At 70.6% G+C, this 22,626-nt stretch carries 23 protein-coding genes; 12 read left to right on the top strand and 11 right to left on the bottom strand.

Annotation, left to right across the window (positions count from 1 at the left end; all coding sequences use genetic code 11):
- The 4 genes from ACIBJB_RS23135 to ACIBJB_RS23120 all read left to right on the top strand — a co-directional run bounded on the left by ACIBJB_RS23135 (position 1) and on the right by ACIBJB_RS23120 (position 4,487).
- A complete protein-coding gene (locus ACIBJB_RS23135) occupies positions 1-786 on the top strand; it encodes a DUF1684 domain-containing protein (RefSeq protein ID WP_398932988.1) in 786 nt (261 codons plus the stop codon).
- A 207-nt stretch (positions 787-993) separates the two neighbouring features.
- The gene (locus ACIBJB_RS23130) at positions 994-1,902 is read left to right on the top strand and encodes a S1 family peptidase (protein ID WP_398932987.1); all 909 of its coding nucleotides are present in this window, start codon (positions 994-996) and stop codon (positions 1,900-1,902) included.
- Positions 1,903-2,322: 420 nt separating this feature from the next.
- Positions 2,323-3,171: a slipin family protein gene (locus ACIBJB_RS23125; protein ID WP_398932985.1), complete on the top strand. Its 849-nt coding sequence runs from the start codon at positions 2,323-2,325 to the stop codon at positions 3,169-3,171.
- A 233-nt stretch (positions 3,172-3,404) separates the two neighbouring features.
- Positions 3,405-4,487, top strand: coding sequence for a S1 family peptidase (locus ACIBJB_RS23120; protein WP_398932984.1), 1,083 nt, complete (start codon positions 3,405-3,407; stop codon positions 4,485-4,487).
- Positions 4,488-4,674: 187 nt separating this feature from the next.
- Here ACIBJB_RS23120 and ACIBJB_RS23115 read toward each other — a convergent pair whose 3' ends face one another.
- The gene (locus ACIBJB_RS23115) at positions 4,675-5,478 is read right to left on the bottom strand and encodes a maleylpyruvate isomerase family mycothiol-dependent enzyme (RefSeq protein ID WP_398932983.1); all 804 of its coding nucleotides are present in this window, start codon (positions 5,476-5,478) and stop codon (positions 4,675-4,677) included.
- The gene (locus tag ACIBJB_RS23110) at positions 5,475-6,089 is read right to left on the bottom strand and encodes a TetR/AcrR family transcriptional regulator (protein WP_398932982.1); all 615 of its coding nucleotides are present in this window, start codon (positions 6,087-6,089) and stop codon (positions 5,475-5,477) included. The genes ACIBJB_RS23115 and ACIBJB_RS23110 overlap by 4 nt, the downstream gene beginning before the upstream one ends.
- 81 nt (positions 6,090-6,170) lie before the next feature.
- Here ACIBJB_RS23110 and ACIBJB_RS23105 point away from each other — a divergent pair, with 81 nt between their 5' ends.
- Positions 6,171-6,950, top strand: coding sequence for an SDR family NAD(P)-dependent oxidoreductase (locus tag ACIBJB_RS23105; protein WP_398933046.1), 780 nt, complete (start codon positions 6,171-6,173; stop codon positions 6,948-6,950).
- Positions 6,951-7,035: 85 nt separating this feature from the next.
- Here the strand turns inward: ACIBJB_RS23105 and ACIBJB_RS23100 are convergent, their stop codons facing one another.
- Positions 7,036-8,016 (bottom strand): DNA polymerase thumb domain-containing protein, encoded by a 981-nt coding sequence (locus tag ACIBJB_RS23100; protein ID WP_398932981.1) that lies wholly within the window; start codon positions 8,014-8,016, stop codon positions 7,036-7,038.
- Positions 8,013-11,468 carry a DNA polymerase III subunit alpha gene (locus ACIBJB_RS23095; RefSeq protein ID WP_398932980.1) on the bottom strand — a complete coding sequence of 1,152 codons (3,456 nt, stop codon included), beginning with the start codon at positions 11,466-11,468 and terminating at the stop codon, positions 8,013-8,015. Before ACIBJB_RS23095 ends, ACIBJB_RS23100 begins: the two co-directional genes overlap by 4 nt.
- Positions 11,469-11,792: 324 nt before the next feature.
- Here ACIBJB_RS23095 and ACIBJB_RS23090 point away from each other — a divergent pair, with 324 nt between their 5' ends.
- Positions 11,793-12,797, top strand: a complete 1,005-nt coding sequence (locus ACIBJB_RS23090; RefSeq protein ID WP_398932979.1) for a DNA polymerase thumb domain-containing protein — start codon at positions 11,793-11,795, stop codon at positions 12,795-12,797.
- 3 nt (positions 12,798-12,800) lie between these two features.
- On the opposite strand, the gene ACIBJB_RS23085 is transcribed toward ACIBJB_RS23090, so the two are convergent.
- A complete protein-coding gene (locus tag ACIBJB_RS23085; protein WP_398932978.1) occupies positions 12,801-13,175 on the bottom strand; it encodes a cupin domain-containing protein in 375 nt (124 codons plus the stop codon).
- Positions 13,176-13,272: 97 nt separating this feature from the next.
- On the opposite strand from ACIBJB_RS23085, the gene ACIBJB_RS23080 reads away from it, so the two are divergent.
- On the top strand, positions 13,273-13,716 hold the full coding sequence (locus ACIBJB_RS23080) for a MarR family winged helix-turn-helix transcriptional regulator (protein ID WP_398932977.1): 444 nt from the start codon (positions 13,273-13,275) through the stop codon (positions 13,714-13,716).
- A gap of 172 nt (positions 13,717-13,888) precedes the next feature.
- Positions 13,889-14,752 (top strand): esterase/lipase family protein, encoded by an 864-nt coding sequence (locus tag ACIBJB_RS23075; protein WP_398932976.1) that lies wholly within the window; start codon positions 13,889-13,891, stop codon positions 14,750-14,752.
- A 56-nt stretch (positions 14,753-14,808) separates the two neighbouring features.
- Here ACIBJB_RS23075 and ACIBJB_RS23070 read toward each other — a convergent pair whose 3' ends face one another.
- Complete coding sequence (locus ACIBJB_RS23070; protein WP_398932975.1) at positions 14,809-15,786, bottom strand: lytic polysaccharide monooxygenase; 978 nt, start codon at positions 15,784-15,786, stop codon at positions 14,809-14,811.
- A 141-nt stretch (positions 15,787-15,927) separates the two neighbouring features.
- Here ACIBJB_RS23070 and ACIBJB_RS23065 point away from each other — a divergent pair, with 141 nt between their 5' ends.
- Positions 15,928-16,377 (top strand): GNAT family N-acetyltransferase, encoded by a 450-nt coding sequence (locus ACIBJB_RS23065; RefSeq protein WP_398932974.1) that lies wholly within the window; start codon positions 15,928-15,930, stop codon positions 16,375-16,377.
- A gap of 21 nt (positions 16,378-16,398) precedes the next feature.
- Here ACIBJB_RS23065 and ACIBJB_RS23060 read toward each other — a convergent pair whose 3' ends face one another.
- On the bottom strand, positions 16,399-16,533 hold the full coding sequence (locus ACIBJB_RS23060; RefSeq protein ID WP_020117828.1) for a hypothetical protein: 135 nt from the start codon (positions 16,531-16,533) through the stop codon (positions 16,399-16,401).
- Positions 16,534-16,673: 140 nt separating this feature from the next.
- On the opposite strand from ACIBJB_RS23060, the gene ACIBJB_RS23055 reads away from it, so the two are divergent.
- A complete protein-coding gene (locus ACIBJB_RS23055) occupies positions 16,674-17,285 on the top strand; it encodes a class I SAM-dependent methyltransferase (protein WP_398932972.1) in 612 nt (203 codons plus the stop codon).
- Here ACIBJB_RS23055 and ACIBJB_RS23050 read toward each other — a convergent pair.
- Both ACIBJB_RS23050 and ACIBJB_RS23045 read right to left on the bottom strand, forming a co-directional pair.
- Complete coding sequence (locus ACIBJB_RS23050; protein WP_398932971.1) at positions 17,282-17,782, bottom strand: DUF402 domain-containing protein; 501 nt, start codon at positions 17,780-17,782, stop codon at positions 17,282-17,284. The genes ACIBJB_RS23055 and ACIBJB_RS23050 overlap by 4 nt on opposite strands.
- Positions 17,763-18,692: a GNAT family N-acetyltransferase gene (locus ACIBJB_RS23045; RefSeq protein ID WP_398932970.1), complete on the bottom strand. Its 930-nt coding sequence runs from the start codon at positions 18,690-18,692 to the stop codon at positions 17,763-17,765. The genes ACIBJB_RS23050 and ACIBJB_RS23045 overlap by 20 nt, the downstream gene beginning before the upstream one ends.
- A 71-nt stretch (positions 18,693-18,763) precedes the next feature.
- Here ACIBJB_RS23045 and ACIBJB_RS23040 point away from each other — a divergent pair, with 71 nt between their 5' ends.
- Positions 18,764-19,135 (top strand): GntR family transcriptional regulator, encoded by a 372-nt coding sequence (locus tag ACIBJB_RS23040; RefSeq protein WP_398932969.1) that lies wholly within the window; start codon positions 18,764-18,766, stop codon positions 19,133-19,135.
- A 2-nt stretch (positions 19,136-19,137) separates the two neighbouring features.
- Here the strand turns inward: ACIBJB_RS23040 and ACIBJB_RS23035 are convergent, their stop codons facing one another.
- Together ACIBJB_RS23035 and ACIBJB_RS23030 are read right to left on the bottom strand one after the other, a co-directional pair.
- Positions 19,138-19,911, bottom strand: coding sequence for a DUF72 domain-containing protein (locus ACIBJB_RS23035; RefSeq protein WP_398932968.1), 774 nt, complete (start codon positions 19,909-19,911; stop codon positions 19,138-19,140).
- Between the two features lie 15 nt (positions 19,912-19,926).
- Positions 19,927-21,021, bottom strand: a complete 1,095-nt coding sequence (locus ACIBJB_RS23030; protein ID WP_398932967.1) for a DUF5925 domain-containing protein — start codon at positions 21,019-21,021, stop codon at positions 19,927-19,929.
- A gap of 167 nt (positions 21,022-21,188) precedes the next feature.
- On the opposite strand from ACIBJB_RS23030, the gene ACIBJB_RS23025 reads away from it, so the two are divergent.
- On the top strand, positions 21,189-22,610 hold the full coding sequence (locus ACIBJB_RS23025; protein WP_398932966.1) for a xylan 1,4-beta-xylosidase: 1,422 nt from the start codon (positions 21,189-21,191) through the stop codon (positions 22,608-22,610).
- Positions 22,611-22,626: the final 16 nt, after the last annotated feature.

Below are 22,626 nucleotides of genomic sequence, written 5' to 3'. Positions count from 1 at the left end.
ATGACCACCGACGCGTCCGATGCCTGGAAGCTGTGGCACGAGCACCGCGTCGAAGCGGTGTCCGCGCCCTACGGGCCGCTCGCGCTCACCGGCACCCACTGGTTGGACGACCATCCGGGCGGCCGACTCCCGGGCCTCCCCGGCACCTGGGCGCTCGCGGACGACGCCGTGGTGCTGACCGCGACCGGGGCGGACGGCCTGACCGTCGACGGGCGACCCTTCGACGGCGAGATACGGCTGAGCGCCGACGTCGGTCCGGCCGAGGCCGCCCGGGTGGCGTACGGCGAGCGCAGGCTGGTCGTGCTGGTGCGCGAAGGCGTGTGGGGCGTACGGGACTTCGACCCCGCCGCCCCGTCCCGGCGGGCGTTCCGCGGCATCGAGGCCACACCGTACGATCCGCGCTGGGCGGTGCCGGGGCGCTTCACGCCGTACGACGCGCGGCGGACCGTGCGCGTGCCGAACGCGGACGGCGTCGAGCGCGGGCTCGGCCTCGGCGGCGAAGTGACGTTCGTGCTCGACGGACAGGAACTGACGCTGAAGGCCGAGGTCCGGGACGACGGCTCGCTGTGGGCGGTTTTCGGCGATACGACGAGCGGGGACGGCAGCTACCGGTTCCGGTTCCTGTACCCCTCCGCGCCGGACGCCGAAGGCCGTACGACGGTCGACTTCAACCGGGCGCTGCTGCCGCCCTGCGCCTTCGCCGACCACTTCATCTGCCCGTTCCCGCCGCCGGGGAACACCCTGGCCGTCGCCGTCGCCGCGGGGGAGCGCAACTCGGTCCGATGAGCGGCCGGTTCACCCGGACGGCAAAGGTGTTTCAAAGCTTGACGGCCGAAAGGCGCCCTTGCGCCTACCGGCCGTTCGGCCGAATACTCCCCCTCAGCGCTTGTCAGGGGCACGGCGTGTTCGAAATCCGGACGCCGGACCGCTGACTGCGCCTCACGGGCCCCGACCCCACGCGGGCCCCCGACTTCCCCTGGGAGGGAACGAAACGTGAGGATCAAGCGCACCACCCCCCGCAGTGGCATTGCGAGACGGACCCGGCTGATCGCCGGTACCACCGGCCTCGTGGCCGCGGCCGCCATCGCGGTCCCCAGCGCGAACGCGACCGCTGCGACCCCGTTCAGCACCGCCGAACTCAAGAGCGCCAGCAGCTCGGTGCTCAAGGCCGACATCCCCGGTACCGCCTGGGCCGTCGACAGCAAGACCAACCGTGTGGTCGTCACCGTGGACAGCACGGTCTCGCAGGCCGAGATCTCCAAGATCAAGGAGCAGGCGGGCAGCAACGCCGACGCGCTCACGATCAAGCGGACCCCGGGCAAGTTCAACAAGCTGATCTCCGGCGGCGACGCCATCTATGCGAGTAGCTGGCGCTGCTCCCTCGGCTTCAACGTCCGCAGCGGCAGCACCTACTACTTCCTGACCGCCGGTCACTGCACCGACGGTGCGGGCACCTGGTGGTCGAACTCCGGGCACACCACCACGCTCGGTTCGACGGCCGGGTCCAGCTTCCCGACCAACGACTACGGCATCGTCAAGTACTCCAGCAGCTACCCGACCTCGTCGATCTCCGGCACGGTCGGCAGCGTCGACATCACCAGCGCCGCCACCCCGAGCGTGGGCACCACGGTCAACCGCCGCGGCTCCACCACCGGCATCCACAGCGGGCGGGTCACCGCGCTCAACGCGACCGTCAACTACGGCGGCGGTGACGTCGTCTACGGCATGATCCAGACCACGGTCTGCGCCGAGCCCGGCGACTCCGGCGGCCCGCTGTACGGCAGCAACGGCGTCGCCTACGGTCTGACCTCCGGCGGCAGCGGCAACTGCTCCTCCGGCGGCACGACCTTCTTCCAGCCGGTCACCGAGGCCCTGAGCGCTTACGGCGTCAGCGTCTTCTAGGCCCGTAACGGCCCGCATCGCAGCCGGCAGCTGGTGGACCCCCGTATGCATCTGGCGTACGGGGGTTCGCTGTGAGCACGGCGTGGTCTGCTTCGACGTGGTCTGCTTCGGTGGTGCGCAGAGCCGGTCCAGTCGCTGAGCGGGGCGAGGTCGTCGTCGAGCCGGCCGTACGGCGAAGTGCGCAGTGCCTCCCGGGTCCCGCGCGGACGGCAGCAGCGCGGCGCAGGCCAGGGGGTGCGGGGCACCGCGGGGGTGACGCCTTGCCGTCCGGGTCGCCGTACTCCTCGGCCGTCAGCCGGCGGCCGTCCCGTGTCCTGATGCCGTGGACCGCCTGCGTCCTCCGTCTCCCCTTCGTGTACACGGCGGAGTTACCGTCGAAGTGCATACCTTGAGCGCCTGGTTCGGACCCTGGGGGTCGCGATGGTCGAGGAGCTGGTGGCGGCGGGCGTGACGCTCGTGTCCGCCGGAGCGGTGTACGTGATGGCGGCCGCGCGGGTCGTCAAGCAGTACGAACGGGGCGTGGTCTTCCGCCTCGGAAAGCTCCGGCCGGATGTGCGCGGGCCGGGGTTCACGATGATCGTTCCGGGCGTGGACAAGCTCCGGAAGGTCAACATGCAGATCGTGACCATGCCGGTGCCCGGGCAGGAGGGCATCACCCGGGACAACGTCACGGTGCGGGTGGACGCCGTCGTCTACTTCAAGGTGACCTCGCCGGCCGAGGCGGTCGTCCGGGTCGAGGACTACCGGTTCGCGGTCGCGCAGATGGCGCAGACCTCGCTGCGGTCGATCATCGGCAAGAGCGAGCTGGACGATCTGCTGTCCAACCGCGAAAAGCTCAACCAGGGGCTGGAGTTGATGATCGACAGCCCCGCGGTGGAGTGGGGCGTCACGATCGACCGGGTCGAGATCAAGGACGTCTCGCTGCCCGAGACCATGAAGCGGTCCATGGCCCGGCAGGCGGAGGCGGACCGGGAGCGGCGGGCACGGGTCATCAACGCGGACGCGGAGCTCCAGGCGTCGAAGAAGCTGGCCGAGGCGGCCAAGGAGATGTCCGAGCAGCCTGCCGCGCTGCAACTGCGGTTGCTGCAGACGGTGGTGGCGGTGGCGGCGGAGAAGAACTCGACGCTGGTGCTGCCGTTTCCCGTCGAGCTGCTGCGGTTCCTTGAGCGGGCGGCGCCGACGCCGCAGCAACCGGTGCAGGAGCAACGTCCGTCCCTGGAACCCCGGCCGGATCCGGATGCTGAAGGGGCGAATTCAGGACAGGACTAGACCTCACGGGCTGATGGGGTGTTACTCGCTCGTAGTGTTTGCAGCGTGAATGGCCTGGGGTGACCGTGGACTGTCAAAAATGGCGGGGGCGCGCAACCGCGTTCTACGCGCGTCCGGAAGTCACCCTTGTGCGCTCCCTGCGGGGTTCGGAAGAGTAAGGGCTCGTCAACCAGCCTTCCGGCCCATGAGGTCCCCACCATCTCCCGGGCCGACCCCCCACAGGAGGACGCGAGTTGAAGCATCGACGCATACCCAGGCGCCGGATCGTCGTGGCAGGTGCGGGCATCACCGCGCTGGTCGCTGCGGGTGTCACCTTGCAGACTGCGAACGCCAGCGAGACGCCGGCCGCGCCGGACGTCAAGACCCTCTCGGCCCTCGCGGCCGGAAAGCTCGCCTCGACGCTCGGGGCGGATCTCGGCGCGGACGCGGCCGGGACGTTCTACGACGCGAAGACCAAGAGTCTCGTGGTGAACGTGCTCGACGAGGACGCGGCACGGACCGTGTCGGCGGCCGGGGCCTCGGCGAGAATCGTCTCGAACTCCCTCGCCGAGCTGAAGAGCGCGCGCACGACGCTGTCGAGCGACGCGACCATCCCCGGGACGTCCTGGGTGACCGACCCCACCACCAACAAGGTCGTCGTCACCGCCGACCGCACGGTCTCCGCCGCCGAGTGGGCCAAGCTCACGAAGGTGGTCGACGGGCTGGGCTCGGTGGCCGAACTCCAGCGTACGAAGGGGGAGTTCAAGCCCTTCATCGCGGGTGGTGACGCGATCAGCGGATCCGGTGGGCGGTGCTCGCTGGGGTTCAACGTGGTCAAGGGCGGGGAGCCGTACTTCCTCACCGCCGGGCACTGCACCGAGGCGATCTCGACGTGGTCGGACTCGAGCGGGAACCAGATCGGCACCAACTCGCTGTCCAGCTTCCCGGACAACGACTACGGGCTGGTGAAGTACACGTCGGAGGTCGATCACCCCAGTGAGGTGGACCTCTACAACGGGTCCGCGCAGGCGATCACGGGGGCGGCGACCGCGACGGTCGGTCAGTCCGTCACGCGCAGCGGGTCCACGACCCAGGTGCACTCCGGGAAGGTCACCGGGCTGGACGCGACGGTGAACTACGGCAACGGCGACATCGTGAACGGCCTGATCCAGACCGATGTGTGCGCGGAGCCGGGGGACAGCGGCGGGTCGCTGTTCTCGGGGAGCAGCGCGATCGGGCTGACGTCCGGTGGCAGTGGTGACTGCACCTCCGGCGGGGAGACGTTCTTCCAGCCGGTGACGGAGGCGTTGTCGGCGACCGGGGCGTCGATCGGCTGACGGTTCGGTGGTGCGTGGAGTCCCGTCCCCTGTATGGGGGGCGGGACTTTCTCGTGCCCGCCAGCCCGCCAGCCCGCCAACCCGCCGATCTGCCAATCCGCCAACCCGCCGATCTGCCTCAACACCACGTGACTGGTGGGTTGGTGACCGGCCGCCCGACCCGCTACCGGGGCTTACCCTGACCCGGTCAGATGACGTTGACGATGTCGAGGAAGCGGGCGGCGAGTTCGGTGTCGCCGGTGACCGTCACGTCGCTGTCGCGCCAGGACGAGCGCTGCGTGCCCCAGTCGGGGAAGGTCGGCGCGGGGGCGGTGACGTGCGAGGCGACCTTGCCGTCGGAGGGAGCCAGGGCGCCTGCTTCGTCGAACCACCAGGTGCCGCCGCCGGGGCCGGTGAGGGTCAGTGCGACGCGGGCGTCGAGCCCGGTGACCGGGGCCTGCGCGACCTGATTGCTCAGTACGGCGATCATCCACGTCAGGACCGCGCGCATGCGGTCCGCGTCGGTGGGCGGTGCGGGCCGGCCGAGGGCGGGGGCGATGTCGTGGCGCAGGTGGGTGTGGTGGTCGAAGACGAGTGCGCCGCCGATCAACAGGCCCAGGGGGTAGCGTCCGAGTTCGACGAGCGGTATGCGCAGCCGGGTGGCGGGGGTGCGGCGGACGAGGTCGAGGAGCGTCGTCGCTCGGCGGGAGGCGCGGGTGTACTCGGCCATGACCTGTGCCCGGCTCCAGCCGCGGCGCCGGTCGACAGGGCCTTCGTTGAGTCGTTCGAGGCTGGTGGCCCGCAGCGCCTCCCGAGAGGGGGGTGTGTAGAAGTTCCGCGCCGTCGCACCGATGTGGGCGACGACGTCGGCGATGCGCCATCCGGCCGCGGCGCTGGGCGCGGTCCATTCGTCGCCGGTGAGGCTGCTGGTGAAGTTCAGCATCTCGGCGCGCTCGGCGCGCAGGGCGGCGGCCATGTTCGGCAGGTCGGCGGTGGGCAGGCGCTTGCTCATGTCGTTGGCGTCTCTGGTGGTGAGGCGGGGCGGCGGATGGCCTGTACGGCCGTGTCGTAGAGGACGAACTGGTCGATCTCTCCGCCCAGGCGCATCCACTCCTCTGTCGCCGCCTGGAGGCAGGTGATCGCCGAGGCCGCGATCGCGCGGGCCTGCAGAGGGCGATGGTCGGAGTCGGGCAGCCGCGGCTCGATCAGCGGGGCGAACAGGTCCTGCCAGCGGGCCTGCTTCTCGGCGTGGCCGGCGCGCAGGGATTCGTTGCCGAACAGCAGCGTGGTCATCTCGAGCCGGCGCTCGGCGGTGATGTCGATCTCCTGAAGAACCTGGAACGCCGCACGCAGCGATGTCCACGGGTCTTCGTCGGCCGGGCGCTCGGCGAGCCGCGCGGCGATCAGTTCCCCTTGCTCGGACAGGCCGTTGAGGGCGAGGTCTTCCTTGCTGCGGAAGTAGTTGAACAGGGTCCGCTTGGAGACACCGGCCGCGGCGGCGATCTCGTCGAGGGTCGTGTCGTCGTACCCCTTGGCCGCGAACAGCTCGAGGGCGGTTTTGGCGAGGAGCGCGCGAACCACCGAGCGGGTCTGTTCCCGAAGAGGTGTCGGTTTCTGGGCCATGCACCGATGGTATATGTCCTCTCGAGATGCATCTACTTGCACTCAGTGCAACAGCGTGCGTAGAGTGCAGTCGGGAGCAAAATCGACTATCGCCGCCAGACCGTCATCGTCACCGGAGCCAGCTCGGGGCTCGGCGCGGAATTCGCCCGCCAGTTGGCCCGTCGCGGCGCGGATCTCGTACTCGTCGCGCGCCGGGCGGACCGGCTCAAGGACCTGGCCGACGACCTCACCCGCGCCCACCGGGTCACGGTGACCGTCGTCGCCCGTGACCTCGGCCGGCCCGACGCCGGCCGCACGCTGCGCGCCGAACTCGAATCCCGCGGCATCCACGCCACCGGGCTGGTCAACAACGCCAGCTTCGGCACCCACAACGCCCTCGCCGACGAGGACCCGGACCGCCTGCAGAGCATGATCGCGCTGAACGTCAGCGCCCTGGTCGACCTCAGCCGCGCCTACATCGACCCTCTGAACGCCGCCGACACCGGCATCCTGATCAACGTCGCCAGCCTGCTGGGCTTCCAGCCGACCCCGTACCTGAGCGTCTACGGCGCCACCAAGGCCTTCGTCCTCAGCTTCACCGAATCGCTGTGGGAGGAAAACCGTGGCACCGGCCTCCGTGTCCTCGCCGTGTGCCCCGGCGCCACGAAGACCGAGTTCTACGACGCCGCCGGCAGCGAGACGGCCGACTACGGCGCGAAGCGCGTCACCCCCGACTACGTCGTCAAGATGGCCCTGGACACGCTCGACCGCCGCTCCGTGCCCCCGTCGGTGATCACCAACGGCCGCCCGATCGCCCTCGCCGGCAAGATCCTGCCGCGCCGCCAGACCGTCCGGATCATGGGCCGCATGGCCCGCCCCTGACCGGCGCCGCCCCTCCCGACAGCCGCCTCCACCTGTGAGTACATCGAGGTGCGCCGGCTGTACCGGTCGTTCTCGGTACAAGCGGTCAGTTCGCCAGAGCGGCTGGACCTACAGCCCTCGGTCCGAAGCGCCGACGGGCGCGGTCTGCGGCGGCTTCAGCCGCGCGGGCGCGGGCATCGCCGGGGTCCAGAGAGAGCTGGCGATAGGCCCTGCCAGTTGGCAGCAGGTTGTCTGCTCGGATCGCGAAGGCGCGTACTCTCGCTCGCTGCAGTCCGAGACCGGTCAGCAGGCTCAGCGCGTCCGCAGCGAGGGCGGGCGAGTGGTTGGTGGGCTCTGGCAGGGTGCGGGTACGTGTGGTGGAGCTGCGGTCGGCGTACCGGACCGTGAGGGTGAGTCGGCTCGCGATCTGGCTTTCGCCGCGCAGGCGTTGGCCGATCCGGTCGGCCAGTCCCAGAACTGCGCGGTGGTGCTGTGCCGGGTCGAGGCAGTCCCGCTCCAGCACGAGATCGGCGACCAAGTGCCCCGCCGGTTCGGAGGGGGTGACCGGGCGGGGATCATGACCGCGGGCGCGCTCGGCCAACAACCGCGCCTGACCGACGCCGAGGAGCCGTTGCAGGGTCACCGAAGGCAGGTCGGTGATCTGGCCGATGGTGTGCAGGCCGTATCGGTGAAGCGTTTCCGCCGTGGTGCGCCCGACCCCGGGCAGCGCGGTGACGGGCCGCGGGTACAGCCAGTCGGCCACGTCATCAGCGGGGACCCAGGTGGTCTCTCCCGGCGCGGACGCGTCGGCCGCCATGGCCGCCAGCATGCGGTTGCCGGCGAGCCCGGCGCTGCTGTCGATGCCGTAGAGCCCCTTCAGCCTCATCTTCGCCAGCTGAACGACGTCATAGGGGGACAGGTCGAAGTATCTGAGCGCCGAAGTCAGGTCAAGCTGGACTGCGTCGGGCGGGACGGCCTGGACATGGGGCGTGATACCAGACACCAGTTCGATTATGTCGGCGTACTGAGCCTCGGTCAGTGCGGCGTGCAGATGGAGGTGGGCGATGTGCCGCTGACGCGTGGTCATCCCGCACTCCCCGGGCTGCGGTGGCCGAACTTCTTCAGGTCGGCCGAGCGGGTGCCGGCGGGCTGGAGGTCGGCGTACGGGTGGAGGCGGGCGCCGGTGGTGCCGTTGGCCAGGGTTCGCTGCGGTTGGGCCGGGGTCGGGTGCGGGCGGCTCTCGCCGAGCAGGGCGAGTGCGGCCTCGGGGCCGTTGTCGCGGCGGGCGGTGGCGATCTCGTCCAGGTCCCAGGCCATGGTGCCGACGACGGTGCGGCGGGTGCCGCGCACCTGGACCGTGCCGCGCACCAGCAGCAGTCCGCTGTGGAAGACGGTGTGCGCGCAGGCCGGGTGGGAGTCCTCGAAGAAGGCCAGGTCGACCAGGCCGGAGCCGTCCTCCAGGGTGACGAAGATGATGCGCTTGCCGCTGGCGATGGGCGGGGTCTGGGTGGAGGCACGTACGCCGGCGACCAGGACCTGCCGGCCGGCGCGCAGTCCGGCCAGATGTGCGGCGTCGGTCGCGCCGATCTCGCGCAGGAGGCGGTGGTGGTGCTCCATCAGGTGCCTGGAGACGTCGATGCCGAGCGTGCTCAACTCGGCGCTCAGCGCTTCACGTCCGGTCATCTCCGGCAGTCCGCTCGGCTCCGCTCCCCCGACTGCGCCCGCTTCGATGGGAAGTTGGCCCTTGCCCGCGGTCCGGGTGCGGGAGGCCCGGTGGAGTTCGGCGATCTGCAGGAGCAGGTCGCGGCGGGTGAGGCGACCGTCGTGGAGACAGTTCAACGCGCCGATCTCCGCGAGGCGTTCGGCGACCGGCCTGCTGGGGTGGGCCCGCTGCCAGAAGTCGGACAGCGATCCGTACGGCTGGCCATGTTCGATTCGTGCGCACTCCTCCTCGCTGATGCCGTGCACCGCGGACAGCGCGAGCCGCACACCCCACTCCTCCTTCTCGGTCATCTCCACGGTGTGCTTCACCCCGGAGCGGTTGACGTCGACGGGCAGGACCTGGACCCCACGCCGACGGGCGTCGGAGACCAGGACGCGCTTGGGCCACATCCCGGGGTCGTGTTCGAGCAGGCCGGCCAGCAGGTATGCCGGGTGGTGTGCCTTGAGCCAGGCGCTCTGGAGGGCGGGTACGGCGAACGCGACCGCGTGGGCGCGGCAGAAGCCGTAGGCGCCGAAGGCCTCGACGGTCTTCCAGACCTCGTCCCGGACGGCCGCGCTGTAGCCACGCGCGCGTGCCAGGCCGTGGAACCAGTCCCTGAGCTTCGGCAGCCGGTCCTTCTCGCCGAGCGCCCGCCGGGCGACCTCGGCCAGCGCGTAGTCGCAGCCGGTCATGACCGACAGGGTCTCGATGATCTGCTCGTGCCAGATGGTCACGCCGTAGGTGTCGGCTAGCACCGGTTCCAGGTCCGGATGGGCGTACGACGGGGTGCCGCCATGGCGGGCGGCGATGTACCGCTCGGGCATGCCCCCGGCGACCGGTCCGGGACGGAAGAGACTGATGTCGGCGATGACGTCCTGCGGGTCGCGGGGCTGCAGCCGGGACAGCAGGTCCTGCTGGCCGGGCGACTCCAGCTGGAAGAGCCCCAGGGTCTGGCTCTCCTGGATGAGCTTGAACGCGAGGACGTCGTCGAGCGGTACCTGCTTGGGGTCGTCCAGGTCGATGTGGTTGCCGGTCGTCCGTTCGATCTCGGCGACGGCGTGGGCCATCGCGGACTGCATGCGTACGCCCAGCACGTCCAGCTTGATGTTGCCCAGGTCCTCGATCTCCTCCTTCGCCGCCATGGCCATGGGGTAGTCGCCCTGCGGGGTGGGCTGCACCGGCAGCCGGTCCAGGAGGGTCGCGTCGCTGATGACCACGCCGCAGGGGTGCATGGCCATGCCGTGGACCAGGGAGTCGAGGCCTTCGGCGAGCTCCCACAGCGGTCCGTAGCGGTGCGCCTCGGCCGCCAGCTGCCGCAGTTCGGGCAGTTCGGCGAGCGCGCCCGTGATGTCGGAGGCTCTCAGGTGCGGGAAGCTCTTGGCGATCCGGTCGACGTCCGCGGGCGCGATGCCGAGGGCCAGGCCGGTGTCGCGCAGGGCGCGGCGGGCCCGGTAGGTCTCGGGCATGGCGGTGACGGCGACCCGTTCCTTGCCGAACCGGTCGAAGATCGTGTCGTAGCACTCCAGCCGCCTGGCGGACTCCACGTCGATGTCGATGTCGGGCAGTGATCTCCGGCGCACGCTCAGGAAGCGTTCGAACAGCAGACGGTGATCGAGCGGGTTCGCGGTGGCGATGCCCAGCGCGTGGCAGACCATCGAACCGGCGCCCGAGCCGCGGGCCGCGACCCGGATGCCCTTGGCCCGGATGTCGGCCACGACCTGGCCGACGGCAAGGAAGTACGAGTCGTAGTCCAGCGCGGAAATCACCTTGAGTTCCTCGTCCAGCCGGTCGAGGGCCACCCGGTCGCGGTCCAGGCCCCGCCGGGCCATGCCGGCCTCGCACTGCCGGCGCAGCAACTGTGCGGCTCCGCCCGGTCCGGGCTCGGCGCCGAAGAGCGATGCTTCCGGGAAGTGCCGGGTGCCGAGCCCGAGGTCCGCTCCGGGGTCGAGGGCGCACTCGGCCGCGGTGGCAGCGGTGTCCGCCACCAGGCGGCGGGCCCGCCGGGCATCGGCTCCGGCGCATTCGGCGACCAGGTGCGCGACGGCCGTCATCGCCTTCTCGTCCTTGAGCCAGCGCTGTCCGCTGTCCAGGCGGCGCCGGTCGATGGGCCGCAGCAGCCGGGCGGCGTCCAGGACGTCGGCGAGGCGGTGCTGGTCCGGGTCGGCGTAGCGGACGGCGTTGGAGAGCACCGCGGTGGTGTGGGTGCGGTCGGCCAGCGCCAGGGTGCGGGCGGCCAGCCGGAGCGATCCAGGGCCGGTGGAGAAACGTTTATGCACTACGGCTTCCAGCCTGACCCCACTCCCGAAGATCTCCTTCCACGGCGCCAGCAGCTTCATCGCGACGTCCTCCCGGCCCACCGACAGCACCCGCACCGGCTCCGAGAGCGGTCCGAGCAGCACGGTCAGACCGGGACCGCCGTACTCGCGCAGGGCCTCCCACGGCACCACCACCGGTGCCGCGCCGGACGCGGTGCCGACGTGGGCGGCCGACGTGATGCGGCACAGCCGCGCCCATCCTTCCCGGTTCTGCGCGAGCAGCACGAACCGCAGTGGCGGCTCGACGACGTGCGCGCCACCGCGCGCCGGGGTGCGGCGCCGCTGGGTGGGCGGCGGGGGTGCGAGGGCCTCCACTGCCAGGTCGACACCGAAGACCGGCCGGACCCCGGCTCCGGCGCACGCCTGCGCGAACCGGACGGCTCCGGTGACCGTGTCCCGGTCGGTGAGCGCGAGCGCCGTCACACCCCGCTCGGCCGCCCGCAGCACGAGATGCTCGGGATGGGCCGCGCCGTAGCGCTCGGAGTAACCGGACGCGACGTGCAGATGGGCGAAGCCCGCCATGCCGCACCTCCATCACTCCACCCCATTTCGACCCTTTTAGGCCGTATACCCGATATCTCCATCGTACTCTCGTTCGATTACTCTAGCCTCATCGGCCCCGGTCAGTGACATAATTCGAACGCGTCATCGATTTAGTAGCACGGGTGCCCAGTGGTGCGCACCGCGCCTCGGGCTGGGCCGGTGACTGGCCGGGGATCCGACCGGCGGGAGGCGAATCCAAATGCCGACGGGATACGAACTGCATCCATGGGCCGATCTGCGATCGGCGGGTCAAGAGCCTTCGCGGATACGGAAGTTGTGGCACCAGAGCCCGGGGAGTGCGGGATGACCATCCTCTGTGTACGTTTCCAGCTGCCGCCGAGGCGGGAGGCGGCCCTGCCCGAACTGCTCGGCCTCCTCGAGGAGTTCACGCCGGTCGTCGAAGCGCTGCCGCCGGACCGGGCACTGGCCGATCTGCGGGGCGCCGAACGGTACTTCAGGCGGGACGCCGTCGAACTGGCCTCGGTGATCCGGGTCCGCGCCCTCGCCCTGCACGGCGTCGACTGCGCGATCGGCGCCGGGCCCGGGCCGATGCTGGCCCGCATGGCACTGCAGGACGCCCGGCCCGGGGTGACCTGTGCGGTCCCCGGGGAGGCGGTGGCGGACTTCCTCGCCGGCCGGCCCGTCGCCGCGCTCCCCGGCCTCGGCGGCGCGACCGCCCGCGTCCTGTGCGAGTACGGCCTCGACACCCTGGGCCGGGTCGCCGCCGCACCCCTGTCCACGCTCGAGCGCCTGGTCGGCGCCAAGGCCGGCCGCGAACTGCACGAGAAGGCGAACGGCGTGGACCGCGGCCGGGTGGTGCCGAACGGCGTCTCCCTCGCCCACTCTCGGCTTCACTCGAGCGGAGGGACCCCCGTCCTCGCCACCGAACGCCCCTTCACCCGCGACGAGTCGGACCCCGACCGGCACCGCCGCGCCCTGCTCTCCGCCGCCGAGGAACTGGGCGCCCGGCTGCGCGCCCTCGACAAGGTCTGCCGCACCCTGACCCTCACCGTGCGCTACGCCGACCGCACCGCGACCACCCGCAGCCGCACCCTCGGGGAACCCACCGCCCACTCGGCGGCCCTGACCAGGGCGGCGTACGACATGTACGAGGCCCTCCGTCTCCAGCGTGCCCGAGTCCGCTCCATCTCCTTGCGCGCCGAGGGCCTCGACCCCGCCGAACAGGCCTCCCACCAGCTCACCTTCGACCCCACCGACGACAAGCTCCGCCGCATCGAGGAGGCCGCGGACCGCGCCCGGGCGAGGTTCGGGCTGCTCGCGGTGCTGCCGGGGGCGCTGGCGGCGTAGGGCTCAGTTGGCCCACGGTGGAGTGATACGGGTGCCGTCGGCCAGTTCCGCCTCCAGGCCGATGGAGGTCGTGACCCAGGTGAGGGCGGTGTGGTCGGTGGGGTTCTCGACGGCGAAGGTCACCCCGGGGTTGACGATCACCGTGTCGCCCGCGGTGATCCGATGGGCGGTGTCGTCGAGAGTGATCAGGAGTTCGCCGATGAGTAGATGGAAGATCTCCTCGCGGCTGACGGTGTGAGCCGGCGCCTTCGTCCCCGCGGGGATCTCGCCGCGCCAGGCGCAGAGCTCCTTGGCGCCGCTGAGGGGAGTGGCGTACGAGACGAAACGGGCGCCGTGGATCTCGTGGGTGACGGCATCGGACGAGCGGACTACGGGCATGCGGGATCTCCGGATCGTAGATGGTCAAGCAGGTTGACTATATGCAGCCCATGGTCAAGCTGCTTGACCAATTCGTCAAGGGTGTTTCAATGCCTGGGTGCAGAACTCCGAAGCCCTCGCCCTCGCCGCCACCCTGCTCGCCGCCGCCGGTGACCTGACCCAGCGCATCAATGACGGGGTTGTCGCCCGGGGGTTCGAGGCGAGGCCCGCCTGGGGCTTCGCGTTCGCGCGGCTCGCTCCGGACGGGGCCACGGTCACGGAGCTGGCCGGTCATCTCGGCGTGACCAAGCAGGCCGCGAGCCAGTTGGTCGACGAGATCGTGCGCCAGGGGTACGCCGAGCGGCGGCCGCATCCCGTGGACGCGCGGGCCCGGCTGGTCGTGCTGACGGAGCGGGGGTGGGCCTGCACGCGTGCGGCGGAGGAGGCCGCAGCGGAGGCCGTGCGGTCGTGGACCGATGTGCTCGGCGAGAGTGGTGTGCGCGCGTTGGGTGACCGGTTGGGGCGCATTGCTCCCCATGGTCCCATCAGGCCCACCTGGTGACGGTTCATCAGTAGATGCAGGGCGGCGCGGTTAACACTGCAAGTTTTTACTGACGCGTAACTTCACAAGTGCACTACTCGTCCGTAACTTTCGAATTGAACAGCATCCTCGTGATCCGGGTCACAGGGCGTACAGCCATCGCAACTCCCTTGAGCCGCAAGGAGATCACCCGATGCTGCCCTGGAAACGACTGCTCAGACCCCTCGCCGCCCTGCTCCTGACCGCCGCGGTCGCCCTCGTCCCCGCCGCCGGAGTCGCCCAAGCCGCCCAGGCTCCGAGCAGCGGCTGGAACGATTACACGTGCAAGCCCTCCGCCGCGCACCCCCGCCCCATCGTCCTCGTCCACGGCACCTTCGCCAACTCCGTGGACAACTGGCTGGCCCTCGCCCCCTACCTGGAGAACCGCGACTACTGCGTCTTCTCCTTCGACTACGGCCAACTCTCCGGAGTACCCCTCTTCCACGGCCTCGGCCCCATCGACAAGTCGGCGGAGCAGCTGAAGACCTTCGTCGACAAGGTGCTCGCCGCCACCGGCGCCACCGAGACCGACCTCGTCGGTCACTCGCAGGGCGGCCTGATGCCCCGCTACTACCTCAAGTTCCTCGGCGGAGCCGCCAAGGTGAACGCCCTCGTCGGGATCGCCCCCGACAACCACGGCACCACCCTGTCCGGCATCACCAACCTGCTGCCGTACTTCCCGGGCATCCAGGACCTGCTCACCACCCACACCCCGGCCCTCGCCGACCAGGTCGTCGGCTCCCCCTTCCTCACCAGGCTGAACGAGGGCGGTGACACCGTCCCCGGCGTCAAATACACCGTCCTCGCCACCAAGTACGACGAGGTCGTCACGCCGTACCGGAGCCAGTTCCTCAGCGGATCCGGCGTCCACAACGTCCTGCTGCAGGACCTGTGTGCGCTCGATCTCTCCGAGCACGTGGCCATCGGGCTGTTCGACCGGATCGCCTTCCACGAGGTGGCCAACGCCCTCGACCCCACCCACGCCACCCCCACCACCTGCGCGTCGGCGTTCAGTTGACCGACGCCGGGGCCTGTCCGGCCTGAGCCGCCGGTCAGGCCCCGGAGCTCATGCGGTCAACGGCCCTGCCGTCCACCGCCGTTCACCGCGCGCCGGCGCACCGAACCGAACAGGATCGCCGCGCCGGCCGCGAGCGTGGCAGCACCGCCCATCGCGAGATACGACGTGCTGCCGTCCCCACCCGTCTCGGCGAGGTTCTGCGAAGTGCCCGCCGCCTTCACGTCGTTGGCCGGAACGCTCGCCGTCCCGGCCACCGGCTCCGCCGACGTACTGGCGTCGTCGTCACCGTGCCCGTCGTGCTCCACCGTCGACTTGCCGGTGCCGTCCTCGATCTGCTCCTCGGAGGGAACGGAGGCGCTCGGGGCCGGGGCCGGACTGCTCGCCGTACCACCCAAGTCGCCGCCGAACGTCACGTCCGAGCAGGAGTAGAACGCCTCCGGGCTGTCCGAGCGCTGCCAGACCGTATACAGGAGCTGCTTCCCGGAGCGCTCCGGGAGCGTGCCGGAGAACGTGTAGAAGCCGCCCGAGGCGACCGGGTCGGTGGCCGTCGCGACCGGGGCCGACAGATCCAGGTCGTCCCAGCCCAGCGGCTGCGCCGGGTCGTAGCCCGGCTTGGTGAGGTACACCGTGAAGGTGCCCTTGTGCGGAGCCGTCACGCGGTACTTGAAGGTGTACGACCCACTGCTCACGCTCGTCGCCGGCCAGTCCGCGCGGGCCAGGTCGAGCCCCTTGAACTCGTCGTTGTTCGCGCTGCACAGCCGGCCGTCCGGGATCAGCTCCTGGTGCCGTCCGTTCGCGTCGCCGATGCGGACGCCGTTCCAGTCGTAGAGCGCCTGGGTGCCGCCCGCCGCGACCGCCGCCCTGCACGCGGTCGACTTCGGGCTCTCGGGACCCTCCGCGTAGCACTGCGAGACCCGGCTGACCGGGCCGCCCATCGAGCCGTGCGCGGACGCGGGCCCGGCGGCCAGTCCGGTCAGGGCGAGCGGGGTCAGGCCGACGGTGACGACGGCTGCGGCCTTGCGGCGTGCGGGCATGGGGGATCTCCTCGGAACCGGTACTGATGGGTGCCGGATCAAAGAAACCGTGAAATCCCCAGCTTGTGAGGGGCGGTGGCGATCTTTATGGCCCTCTTAAGGGAGTGCTGAGACGGAGATCAGATAGGTAGCGTCTCGTTCATGACGAACGAGGAGATCCGACCCGCCGTCGCGGCCGACGTACCGACCGTGAAAGCCCTGACCGACGCGGCGTACGAGCACTACATCGAGCGCATCGGACGCGTACCGCAGCCCATGGAGCGGGACCACGCGGCGAACGTGGCCGCGGGGCAGGTGTTCGTCACCGGTGACCCGGTGGTCGGGCTCGTGGTCGTCGAGGAGCACCCCGACCACCTCTACCTCGACAACATCGCCGTCCGCCCCGACGCCCAGGGGCAGGGCGTGGGGGGACGGCTGCTGCGGTTCGTCGAGGCACACGCGCGTGCGCTGCGGCTGCCCGAGGTCAGGCTCTACACGAACGCGATGATGTGGGAGAACCAGGAGATATATCCGAAGTTCGGTTATGAGGTCGTGGGACGACGAGTGGACGGGCCGTATGACCGCGTCCACTACCGCAAGCGACTGGTCTGATACGGGGCGCGCCTGCCACCGTCAGCCGTCGGGCCACCAGGTCCGCGCGATGTCCTTGCGGACCTCGGGTCGTCCCGCGGGGCGCTCGTCGGCCTCCTCGGGGAGTCGCCGGGCATCCGTCCTCTTCAGGGGCTTCTGCACGGTGGTACGGCGCATGGCTGCCTCCTTCAGTGCCTACCGAGTTCCGCGTTCTCACGGAGGTAGACCCTTTCGGGGAGAGTTCCTCATCGGTCACCGGTCTGTCAGTGGCGGCTGTCACGATTCGACTGTCAGTGGCGGGTGTCACTCTTGGGCGCATGACGGAGAACAGTGACGGCAGGGGTGACGCGGCGGACGTGGACTGGGACGCCGAAGCGGGGTCCTTCGACGAGGAGCCGGATCATGGGTTGCGGGACCCCGAGGTAAGGGGCGCCTGGGCCGAGCGCCTGCGGGGGTGGCTGCCGGGCAGGGCGTCCGACGTCCTCGATCTCGGGTGCGGGACCGGGAGCCTGTCACTCCTCGCGGCCGAGCAGGGGCATCGGGTGACCGGAGTGGATCTTTCACCGGCCATGGTGGAGCTGGCGCGCGCCAAGCTCGCCGGGCGTGACGCGGTGTTCCTGGTCGGCGACGCCGCGCATCCTCCGGTGGGGGAGCAGCGGTTCGATGTGGTCCTTGGCCGACATGTGCTGTGGGCTCTGCCGGATCCGGGGCGGGTGCTGCGGCGCTGGTGGGGGCTGTTGCGGCCGGGTGGGCGATTGGTGCTGGTGGAGGGGGTCTGGGGGGAGGTCGGGATATCGGCCGAGGTGGTGAGCGGGTTGGTGGCGCCGCTGGGCGGTCATGTGCTCGTGGAGCGGTTGTCGGGGGACTCTCTGCTATGGGGGAGGGACGTGGACGACGAGCGGTATGCGGTGGTGGTGAGGGGCGACTAAAGGGGCGGGAAGGCGCCCCTGGTGGGGTGGGCCATGGCCTCCAGGTCGTCCAGAGCTGCCAGTGCCGCTGACGCCGCTCCTGGGTCCCTCTCCCTCAGACCGCTCTCCTCGAACTCGTCCTCGTCCAGGCGCAGCACCTCCGTGCCGTCGGCCGAGACCCACAGGTCCAGGTCCAGGTCCTCCACGACCAACTCGGCGCCGTTCAGAGCCGCCGGGCGGGTGATGTCGCAGTACCAGCCCTTCAGGGTGCCGTCCGGGGAGCGGACCTCCTTGACGGCGTACCAGCGGTCCCGCCAGTAGTGCTCGGTGAAGACGTCGCCGGGCTCGAAGCGGACGAAGCCGAAGTCGCGGACGCCCTCGCCCGCCCAGGGGGCCCGGACGGTGATGCGTGTGCCGTCGTCGGTGAGGAGCTCGGCCTCGTAACGGATCTTCGTGCGGCCCGCCTTGAGCAGGACGACGTCCACACGCGGCAGTGGTTCAGGTGAGTTCGCGGACATGACGTACCTCCGTGGCGCAGATCTCGTATCCGAACCACTTGTTGATCGCGAGCATGGGTGCGTTGCCGGCGTCGTTGCCGGTGAGGGCCTCCGTGCAGCCGGCGGCGCGGGCGCGGTGCAGGGAGGCGTTCTTGGCGAGCTTGGCGAGACCCCGGCCGCGGAAGGCGCGGGCGGTTCCCGTCATGGCGGTGGCATAGCGGCCGGCGCCGTCGGTGTGGGCGACGCTGAAGGCGGCGGGGCGGCCGTCGACCAGGGCGATCGTGGTCAGGGCATGGTCGAGGAGCGGGTGTTTCCAGTTCTCCTCGATCCACATGTCGTAGTCCGTGAACTCGGTGTCCACATCGCTCGGTTCGTCTCCCACCGTCTCCGCGTCCAGCTCGAAGACGGGGCGCGGGTCGTCGGCGAAGTCGGCGGCGGTGCGCAGTTCCACGCCCGGGGGAGGAGTCCCCAGCGGGGGCAGCGTGCCCTTCGTCAGGTCCCGGCGCAGGAAGTGCGCGGAGCGGCTGGCCCGGTAGCCGTGCCGCTCGGCGAACGTGCGGTTCCGCGGCTCGTCCAGCACCCAGGAGTACAACCTGGTCGCGCCGTGTGCCGCGAGATGCTCCTCGGCGCTGCGGACGAGGAGGGCGCCCGCGCCGCGCCGCGTGCGGTCCGGGCGTACGTAGATGTTGACGTACCCGTGGCCCGGCTCCGGACTGTCGTGGGCGAGGCCGATCTGGGCCGTGCCGATCACCTCACCGTCCTCCTCGGCGACGAGGGAGCGGTAGTGGGCGTCCGGGTGGGTGTGGACCGTACGGTGCACGACGCCGGCCGGGGTCCACAGCACGTGGGGAAGGGCCAGATGGCGGGCGTGCGTGAAGTTCTCGACATCGGCCGGGTCCTGGGGGCGCAGATCGCGCACGATCACGGTCATGAAGGCGGACGTTACGTGGGGTCGTCGCGCGAGTGCCTCTTATTTTCCGGTGGGTGCGGGACAATCGGCTCGTGACCTTGAAGATCCACATCGACGACAGTGCGCCGCCGTACGAGCAGGTGCGGGTGCAGATCTCCGAGCAGGCGCGGGCGGGGGTGCTGCCGGTGGGGTACCGGCTGCCGACCGTGCGCGGGCTCGCCGAGTCGCTCGGGCTCGCCGCGAACACCGTCGCCAAGGCGTACCGGGCGCTGGAGGGTGACGGGGTGATCGAGACGCGGGGGCGCAACGGCACGTTCGTGGCCGCCGCCGGCTCGGCCGCCGAGCGGGAGCTGGCGTCGGCGGCCCAGGCGTACGTCGAGCGGGCCCGGCGACTCGGGCTCACGGAGAGCGACGCGCTGGCAGCCGTACGGGATGCGCTGCGGGCGGCTTACGGGGAGGGCTGAGACTAGGAGCGCTGTGACGGGGAGCGCTGTGACGGGGAGGTCTGTGACGGGGAGGTCTGTGACAGAGAGGCGAACAGCTGCGCGTTCCGTACGGCGGCCCCGTTCGGGTCGTTGTTGAAGTACGCGTACACGTCCTCGTCCCCGGCCCAGGTCCTCTCGATCCGCTCGGCCCAGGTCTCCAGGGACCGCCTGCCGTAGTGCGGCCATGCCCGCGCCCGTCCCTCGTGGAAGCGGACGTATCCCCAGTCGGCGGTGCGCCAGAGCGGGGTCACCGGGCGGGCGCGGACGTCGGCCCAGCACAGGGCCGCGCCGCGGGACTCCAGGACCTTTCGGATCTCCGGCGTCCACCAGGACTCGTGGCGGGGTTCCACCGCGACCCGGGCCGACGACGGAAAACAGGCCAGGCAGGCGTCCAGCAGCTGTGCGTCGGCCCGCAGGGTCGGGGGGAGCTGGAGGAGCACAGGGCCCAGACGCGGACCCAGCCCCTCCGCGTGGCTCATCAGGCGGTGCACCGGCTCCTGAGGGTCCTTCAGCCGCTTGATGTGGGTCAGGTACCGGCTCGCCTTCACCGCCACCACGAAGTCCTCCGGCACCCGCTCCCGCCACGCCTCGAAGGTCTCCCGGGCCGGCAGCCGGTAGAACGCGTTGTTGATCTCGACCGTCGGGAAGTGCTCCGTGTACTGCTCCAGCCAGAGCCGCACGGGGACGCCGTCGGGGTAGAGGACGCCCCGCCAGTCCTTGTACTGCCACCCCGACGTGCCCACGAACAGGGTCATACACCCATCAAAGCACTACAGGTACAGCCCCGCGTCCGCCCCCGGCCGCGGCTCCGGCACCGCCGTCGGTGACGTGCCCCGGCGCAGCGCGTACAACTCCGCCAGGGTCGCTCCCTCACGGCCCACGCCCTCCTCGGTGCCGAGCCAGCCCACCGCCTCCCGGCGGGTCAGCGGGCCCACCTCGATGCGGGCCAGACAGCGGCCGGGGCGGACCACGGCGGGGTGCAGGCGCTCCAGGTCCTCGTTGGTCGTGACGCCCACCAGGACGTTGCGGCCCTGGCCCAGCAGGCCGTCGGTGAGATTCAGCAGGCGCGACAGGGCCTGGCCCGCCGTGTGCTTCGCCTCGCCGCGGATCAGCTCGTCGCAGTCCTCCAGGAGCAGCAGCCGCCAGCGGCCCTTGCCCGTCGAGTCGTCCTCGCCGATCGCGATGTCCATCAGATAGCCGACGTCGCTGAACAGCCGCTCCGGGTCCAGGACGCAGTCCACCTGGCACCAGTCCCGCCAGGAGCGGGCCAGCGTCCGCAGGGCGGAGGTCTTGCCGGTGCCGGGCGGGCCGTGGAGCAGGAGCAGACGGCCCGCGATGTCCTCCGGGGTCGTCTTCATCAGGGTGTCCATCGCGTCCGCGACAGGTGCCGTGTAGTTCTCCCGGACCTCGTCCCAGGTGCCCGCGGAGATCTGGCGGGTCGTGCGGTGCGGGCCGCGCCTGGGGGAGACGTACCAGAAGCCCATTGTGACGTTCTCCGGCTGGGGCTCGGGCTCGTCCGCCGCGCCGTCGGTGGCCTGGTCGAGGACCTTCTTGGCCAGCTCGGGGTCGGTGGCGGTGACGGTGACGTCGGCGCCGCGGTTCCAGCGGGAGATCAGGAGGGTCCAGCCGTCGCCCTCGGCGAGCGTCGCGCTGCGGTCGTCGTCGCGGGCGACGCGCAGCACCCGGGCGCCCGCCGGCAGGAGCGTGGCCCCGGTGCGGACCCGGTCGATGTTGGCCGCGTGGGAGTACGGCTGCTCGCCCGTCGCGAAGCGGCCGAGGAACAGCGCGTCGACGACGTCGGACGGTGAGTCGCTGTCGTCGACGTTGAGCCGGATCGGCAGAGCGTCGTGTGGGTTGGCAGACATGCGGCCATGATCCGGCACAAGCCCCCCACATGCACCCGGTTTCCGTGGTGCGCCGGTTGTGTCGCGTGTGTCCGGTGCTCCCGCTGTGCCCCGCTACCTCCTGTTGCGAAGTTGTGCATCTACGACATCTGCCCGCACAGGCGGGTTCGCGGATACCGTTGCCCTCAATGGGACGTCATGGGTGGAATTCGGGGGCACTGCGGTGGCGGCTCACCGCTCTGCTCGGTGTGGGCGCGGTGGCTCTGGCGCTGGTGGTGACCCTCCTCAACACGCTTCCGGGCAGCGGCGCGGGCACCGACGGCACCTCGCGCAACGGTGACAAGGTCCACGGCACTCCGACGAGCACGCCGGACGCGGAGACCCCGGAGGTGGGCTGGGGGTTCACGCACACCCAGTTCAGCGCCGACGAGGGCAGCTCCGCCGCCACCGAGCGCGTCGAGGGGCTGCTGGCCGACGCCGGCGGAGTCCCGCAGAACCAGCACGTCATGGGCTGGGGCGCCGACAACCCCGAGCCGGTCAAGGGGCGTTACGACTTCGAGGACCTGGACCGGCGCATCGACTTCATCCGCGCCTCCGGCTCCACACCGATCGTGACCCTGTGCTGCGCTCCGGACTGGATGAAGGGCGGCGAGGCCGGCGTCGGCAACACCGACTGGAGCAAGGCGGCACTGGAGACCGCGCCCGATCCCGCGCACTTCAAGGACTACGCCGAGCTCGCCGCGACCGTCGCCAAGCGCTACCCGGACGTACGCCACTTCATCGTCTGGAACGAGTTCAAGGGCTTCTGGAACGACGCGAAGGCCCGCTGGGACTACGAGGGGTACACCCAGCTCTACAACCTGGTCTACAAGGCGCTGAAGAAGGTCAACCCCAAGATCATGGTGGGCGGGCCGTACCTCGTGATGGACAGCGTCGACCCCCGCTCCGAGGACGCCTCCACCGGCCTCAAGGGACCCTGGGGCGCCATGGACCAGCGGATCCTCGACGCCTTCGACTACTGGAACAGGAACAAGACGGGCGCCGACTTCGTGGTCGTGGACGGCTCCAGCTACACCAACGACGACGAGCTGCTGCCGAACGAGTTCGCGGCCACCGACAAGTTCACCGCGGTGAGCCGGTGGGTGCGGCAGCGGACCGGGAACCTGCCGCTGTGGTGGGCCGAGTACTACGTCGAGCCCGCCGACAGCCGGGACGAGCGCGAGGGCTGGTCCGAGAACCGCCGGGTCGCGGTGCAGGCCGCCGGAATGATCGCGCTGGCCAGGGGCGGCACCACCTCCGCCCTCTACTGGAACCCGGAGAACGAGAAGGGCACCGACTGCGCGGGCTGTCTCTGGACGCCGACCAGCGGCAGCGGCGGCGGCCGGAAGCTGCCGATGTTCGACCTCGTCAGCCGGTTCAGCAAGGCCTTCCCGCCGGGGAGCGCGTACGAGAACGTCCCCGTCGCCGCCGACGACGTGCCCAACGTCCGGGTCCTCGCCACCGACAAGACCGTTCTGGTGGTGAACACCCTGAACCGGCAGATCAGCGCCGAGATCGACGGGAAGAAGTTCGACATGCAGGCCTACGAGGTCAAGTGGCTCACCCGCTGAGCCACTTGACCTCCGA

The sequence above is a fragment of the Streptomyces sp. NPDC050759 genome, assembly GCF_044456945.1.
Lineage (GTDB): Bacteria > Actinomycetota > Actinomycetes > Streptomycetales > Streptomycetaceae > Streptomyces.
The sequence above is the reverse complement of the archived record's forward strand: the minus strand, read 5'-3'. Positions and strand labels throughout refer to the sequence as shown.

Coding starts and splice junctions, on each gene's coding strand:
- ACIBJB_RS23045 (WP_398932970.1), bottom strand. CDS start 18,692: ATGACCGTGATCGTGCGCGATCTGCGCCCCCAGGACCCGGCCGATGTC.
- ACIBJB_RS23060 (WP_020117828.1), bottom strand. CDS start 16,533: ATGCGCCGTACCACCGTGCAGAAGCCCCTGAAGAGGACGGATGCCCGG.
- ACIBJB_RS23065 (WP_398932974.1), top strand. CDS start 15,928: ATGACGAACGAGGAGATCCGACCCGCCGTCGCGGCCGACGTACCGACC.
- ACIBJB_RS23125 (WP_398932985.1), top strand. CDS start 2,323: ATGGTCGAGGAGCTGGTGGCGGCGGGCGTGACGCTCGTGTCCGCCGGA.
- ACIBJB_RS23075 (WP_398932976.1), top strand. CDS start 13,889: ATGCTGCCCTGGAAACGACTGCTCAGACCCCTCGCCGCCCTGCTCCTG.
- ACIBJB_RS23135 (WP_398932988.1), top strand. CDS start 1: ATGACCACCGACGCGTCCGATGCCTGGAAGCTGTGGCACGAGCACCGC.
- ACIBJB_RS23035 (WP_398932968.1), bottom strand. CDS start 19,911: ATGACCCTGTTCGTGGGCACGTCGGGGTGGCAGTACAAGGACTGGCGG.
- ACIBJB_RS23050 (WP_398932971.1), bottom strand. CDS start 17,782: ATGTCCGCGAACTCACCTGAACCACTGCCGCGTGTGGACGTCGTCCTG.
- ACIBJB_RS23030 (WP_398932967.1), bottom strand. CDS start 21,021: ATGTCTGCCAACCCACACGACGCTCTGCCGATCCGGCTCAACGTCGAC.
- ACIBJB_RS23090 (WP_398932979.1), top strand. CDS start 11,793: ATGACCATCCTCTGTGTACGTTTCCAGCTGCCGCCGAGGCGGGAGGCG.
- ACIBJB_RS23025 (WP_398932966.1), top strand. CDS start 21,189: ATGGGACGTCATGGGTGGAATTCGGGGGCACTGCGGTGGCGGCTCACC.
- ACIBJB_RS23085 (WP_398932978.1), bottom strand. CDS start 13,175: ATGCCCGTAGTCCGCTCGTCCGATGCCGTCACCCACGAGATCCACGGC.
- ACIBJB_RS23070 (WP_398932975.1), bottom strand. CDS start 15,786: ATGCCCGCACGCCGCAAGGCCGCAGCCGTCGTCACCGTCGGCCTGACC.
- ACIBJB_RS23095 (WP_398932980.1), bottom strand. CDS start 11,468: ATGGCGGGCTTCGCCCATCTGCACGTCGCGTCCGGTTACTCCGAGCGC.
- ACIBJB_RS23115 (WP_398932983.1), bottom strand. CDS start 5,478: ATGAGCAAGCGCCTGCCCACCGCCGACCTGCCGAACATGGCCGCCGCC.
- ACIBJB_RS23055 (WP_398932972.1), top strand. CDS start 16,674: ATGACGGAGAACAGTGACGGCAGGGGTGACGCGGCGGACGTGGACTGG.
- ACIBJB_RS23100 (WP_398932981.1), bottom strand. CDS start 8,016: ATGACCACGCGTCAGCGGCACATCGCCCACCTCCATCTGCACGCCGCA.
- ACIBJB_RS23110 (WP_398932982.1), bottom strand. CDS start 6,089: ATGGCCCAGAAACCGACACCTCTTCGGGAACAGACCCGCTCGGTGGTT.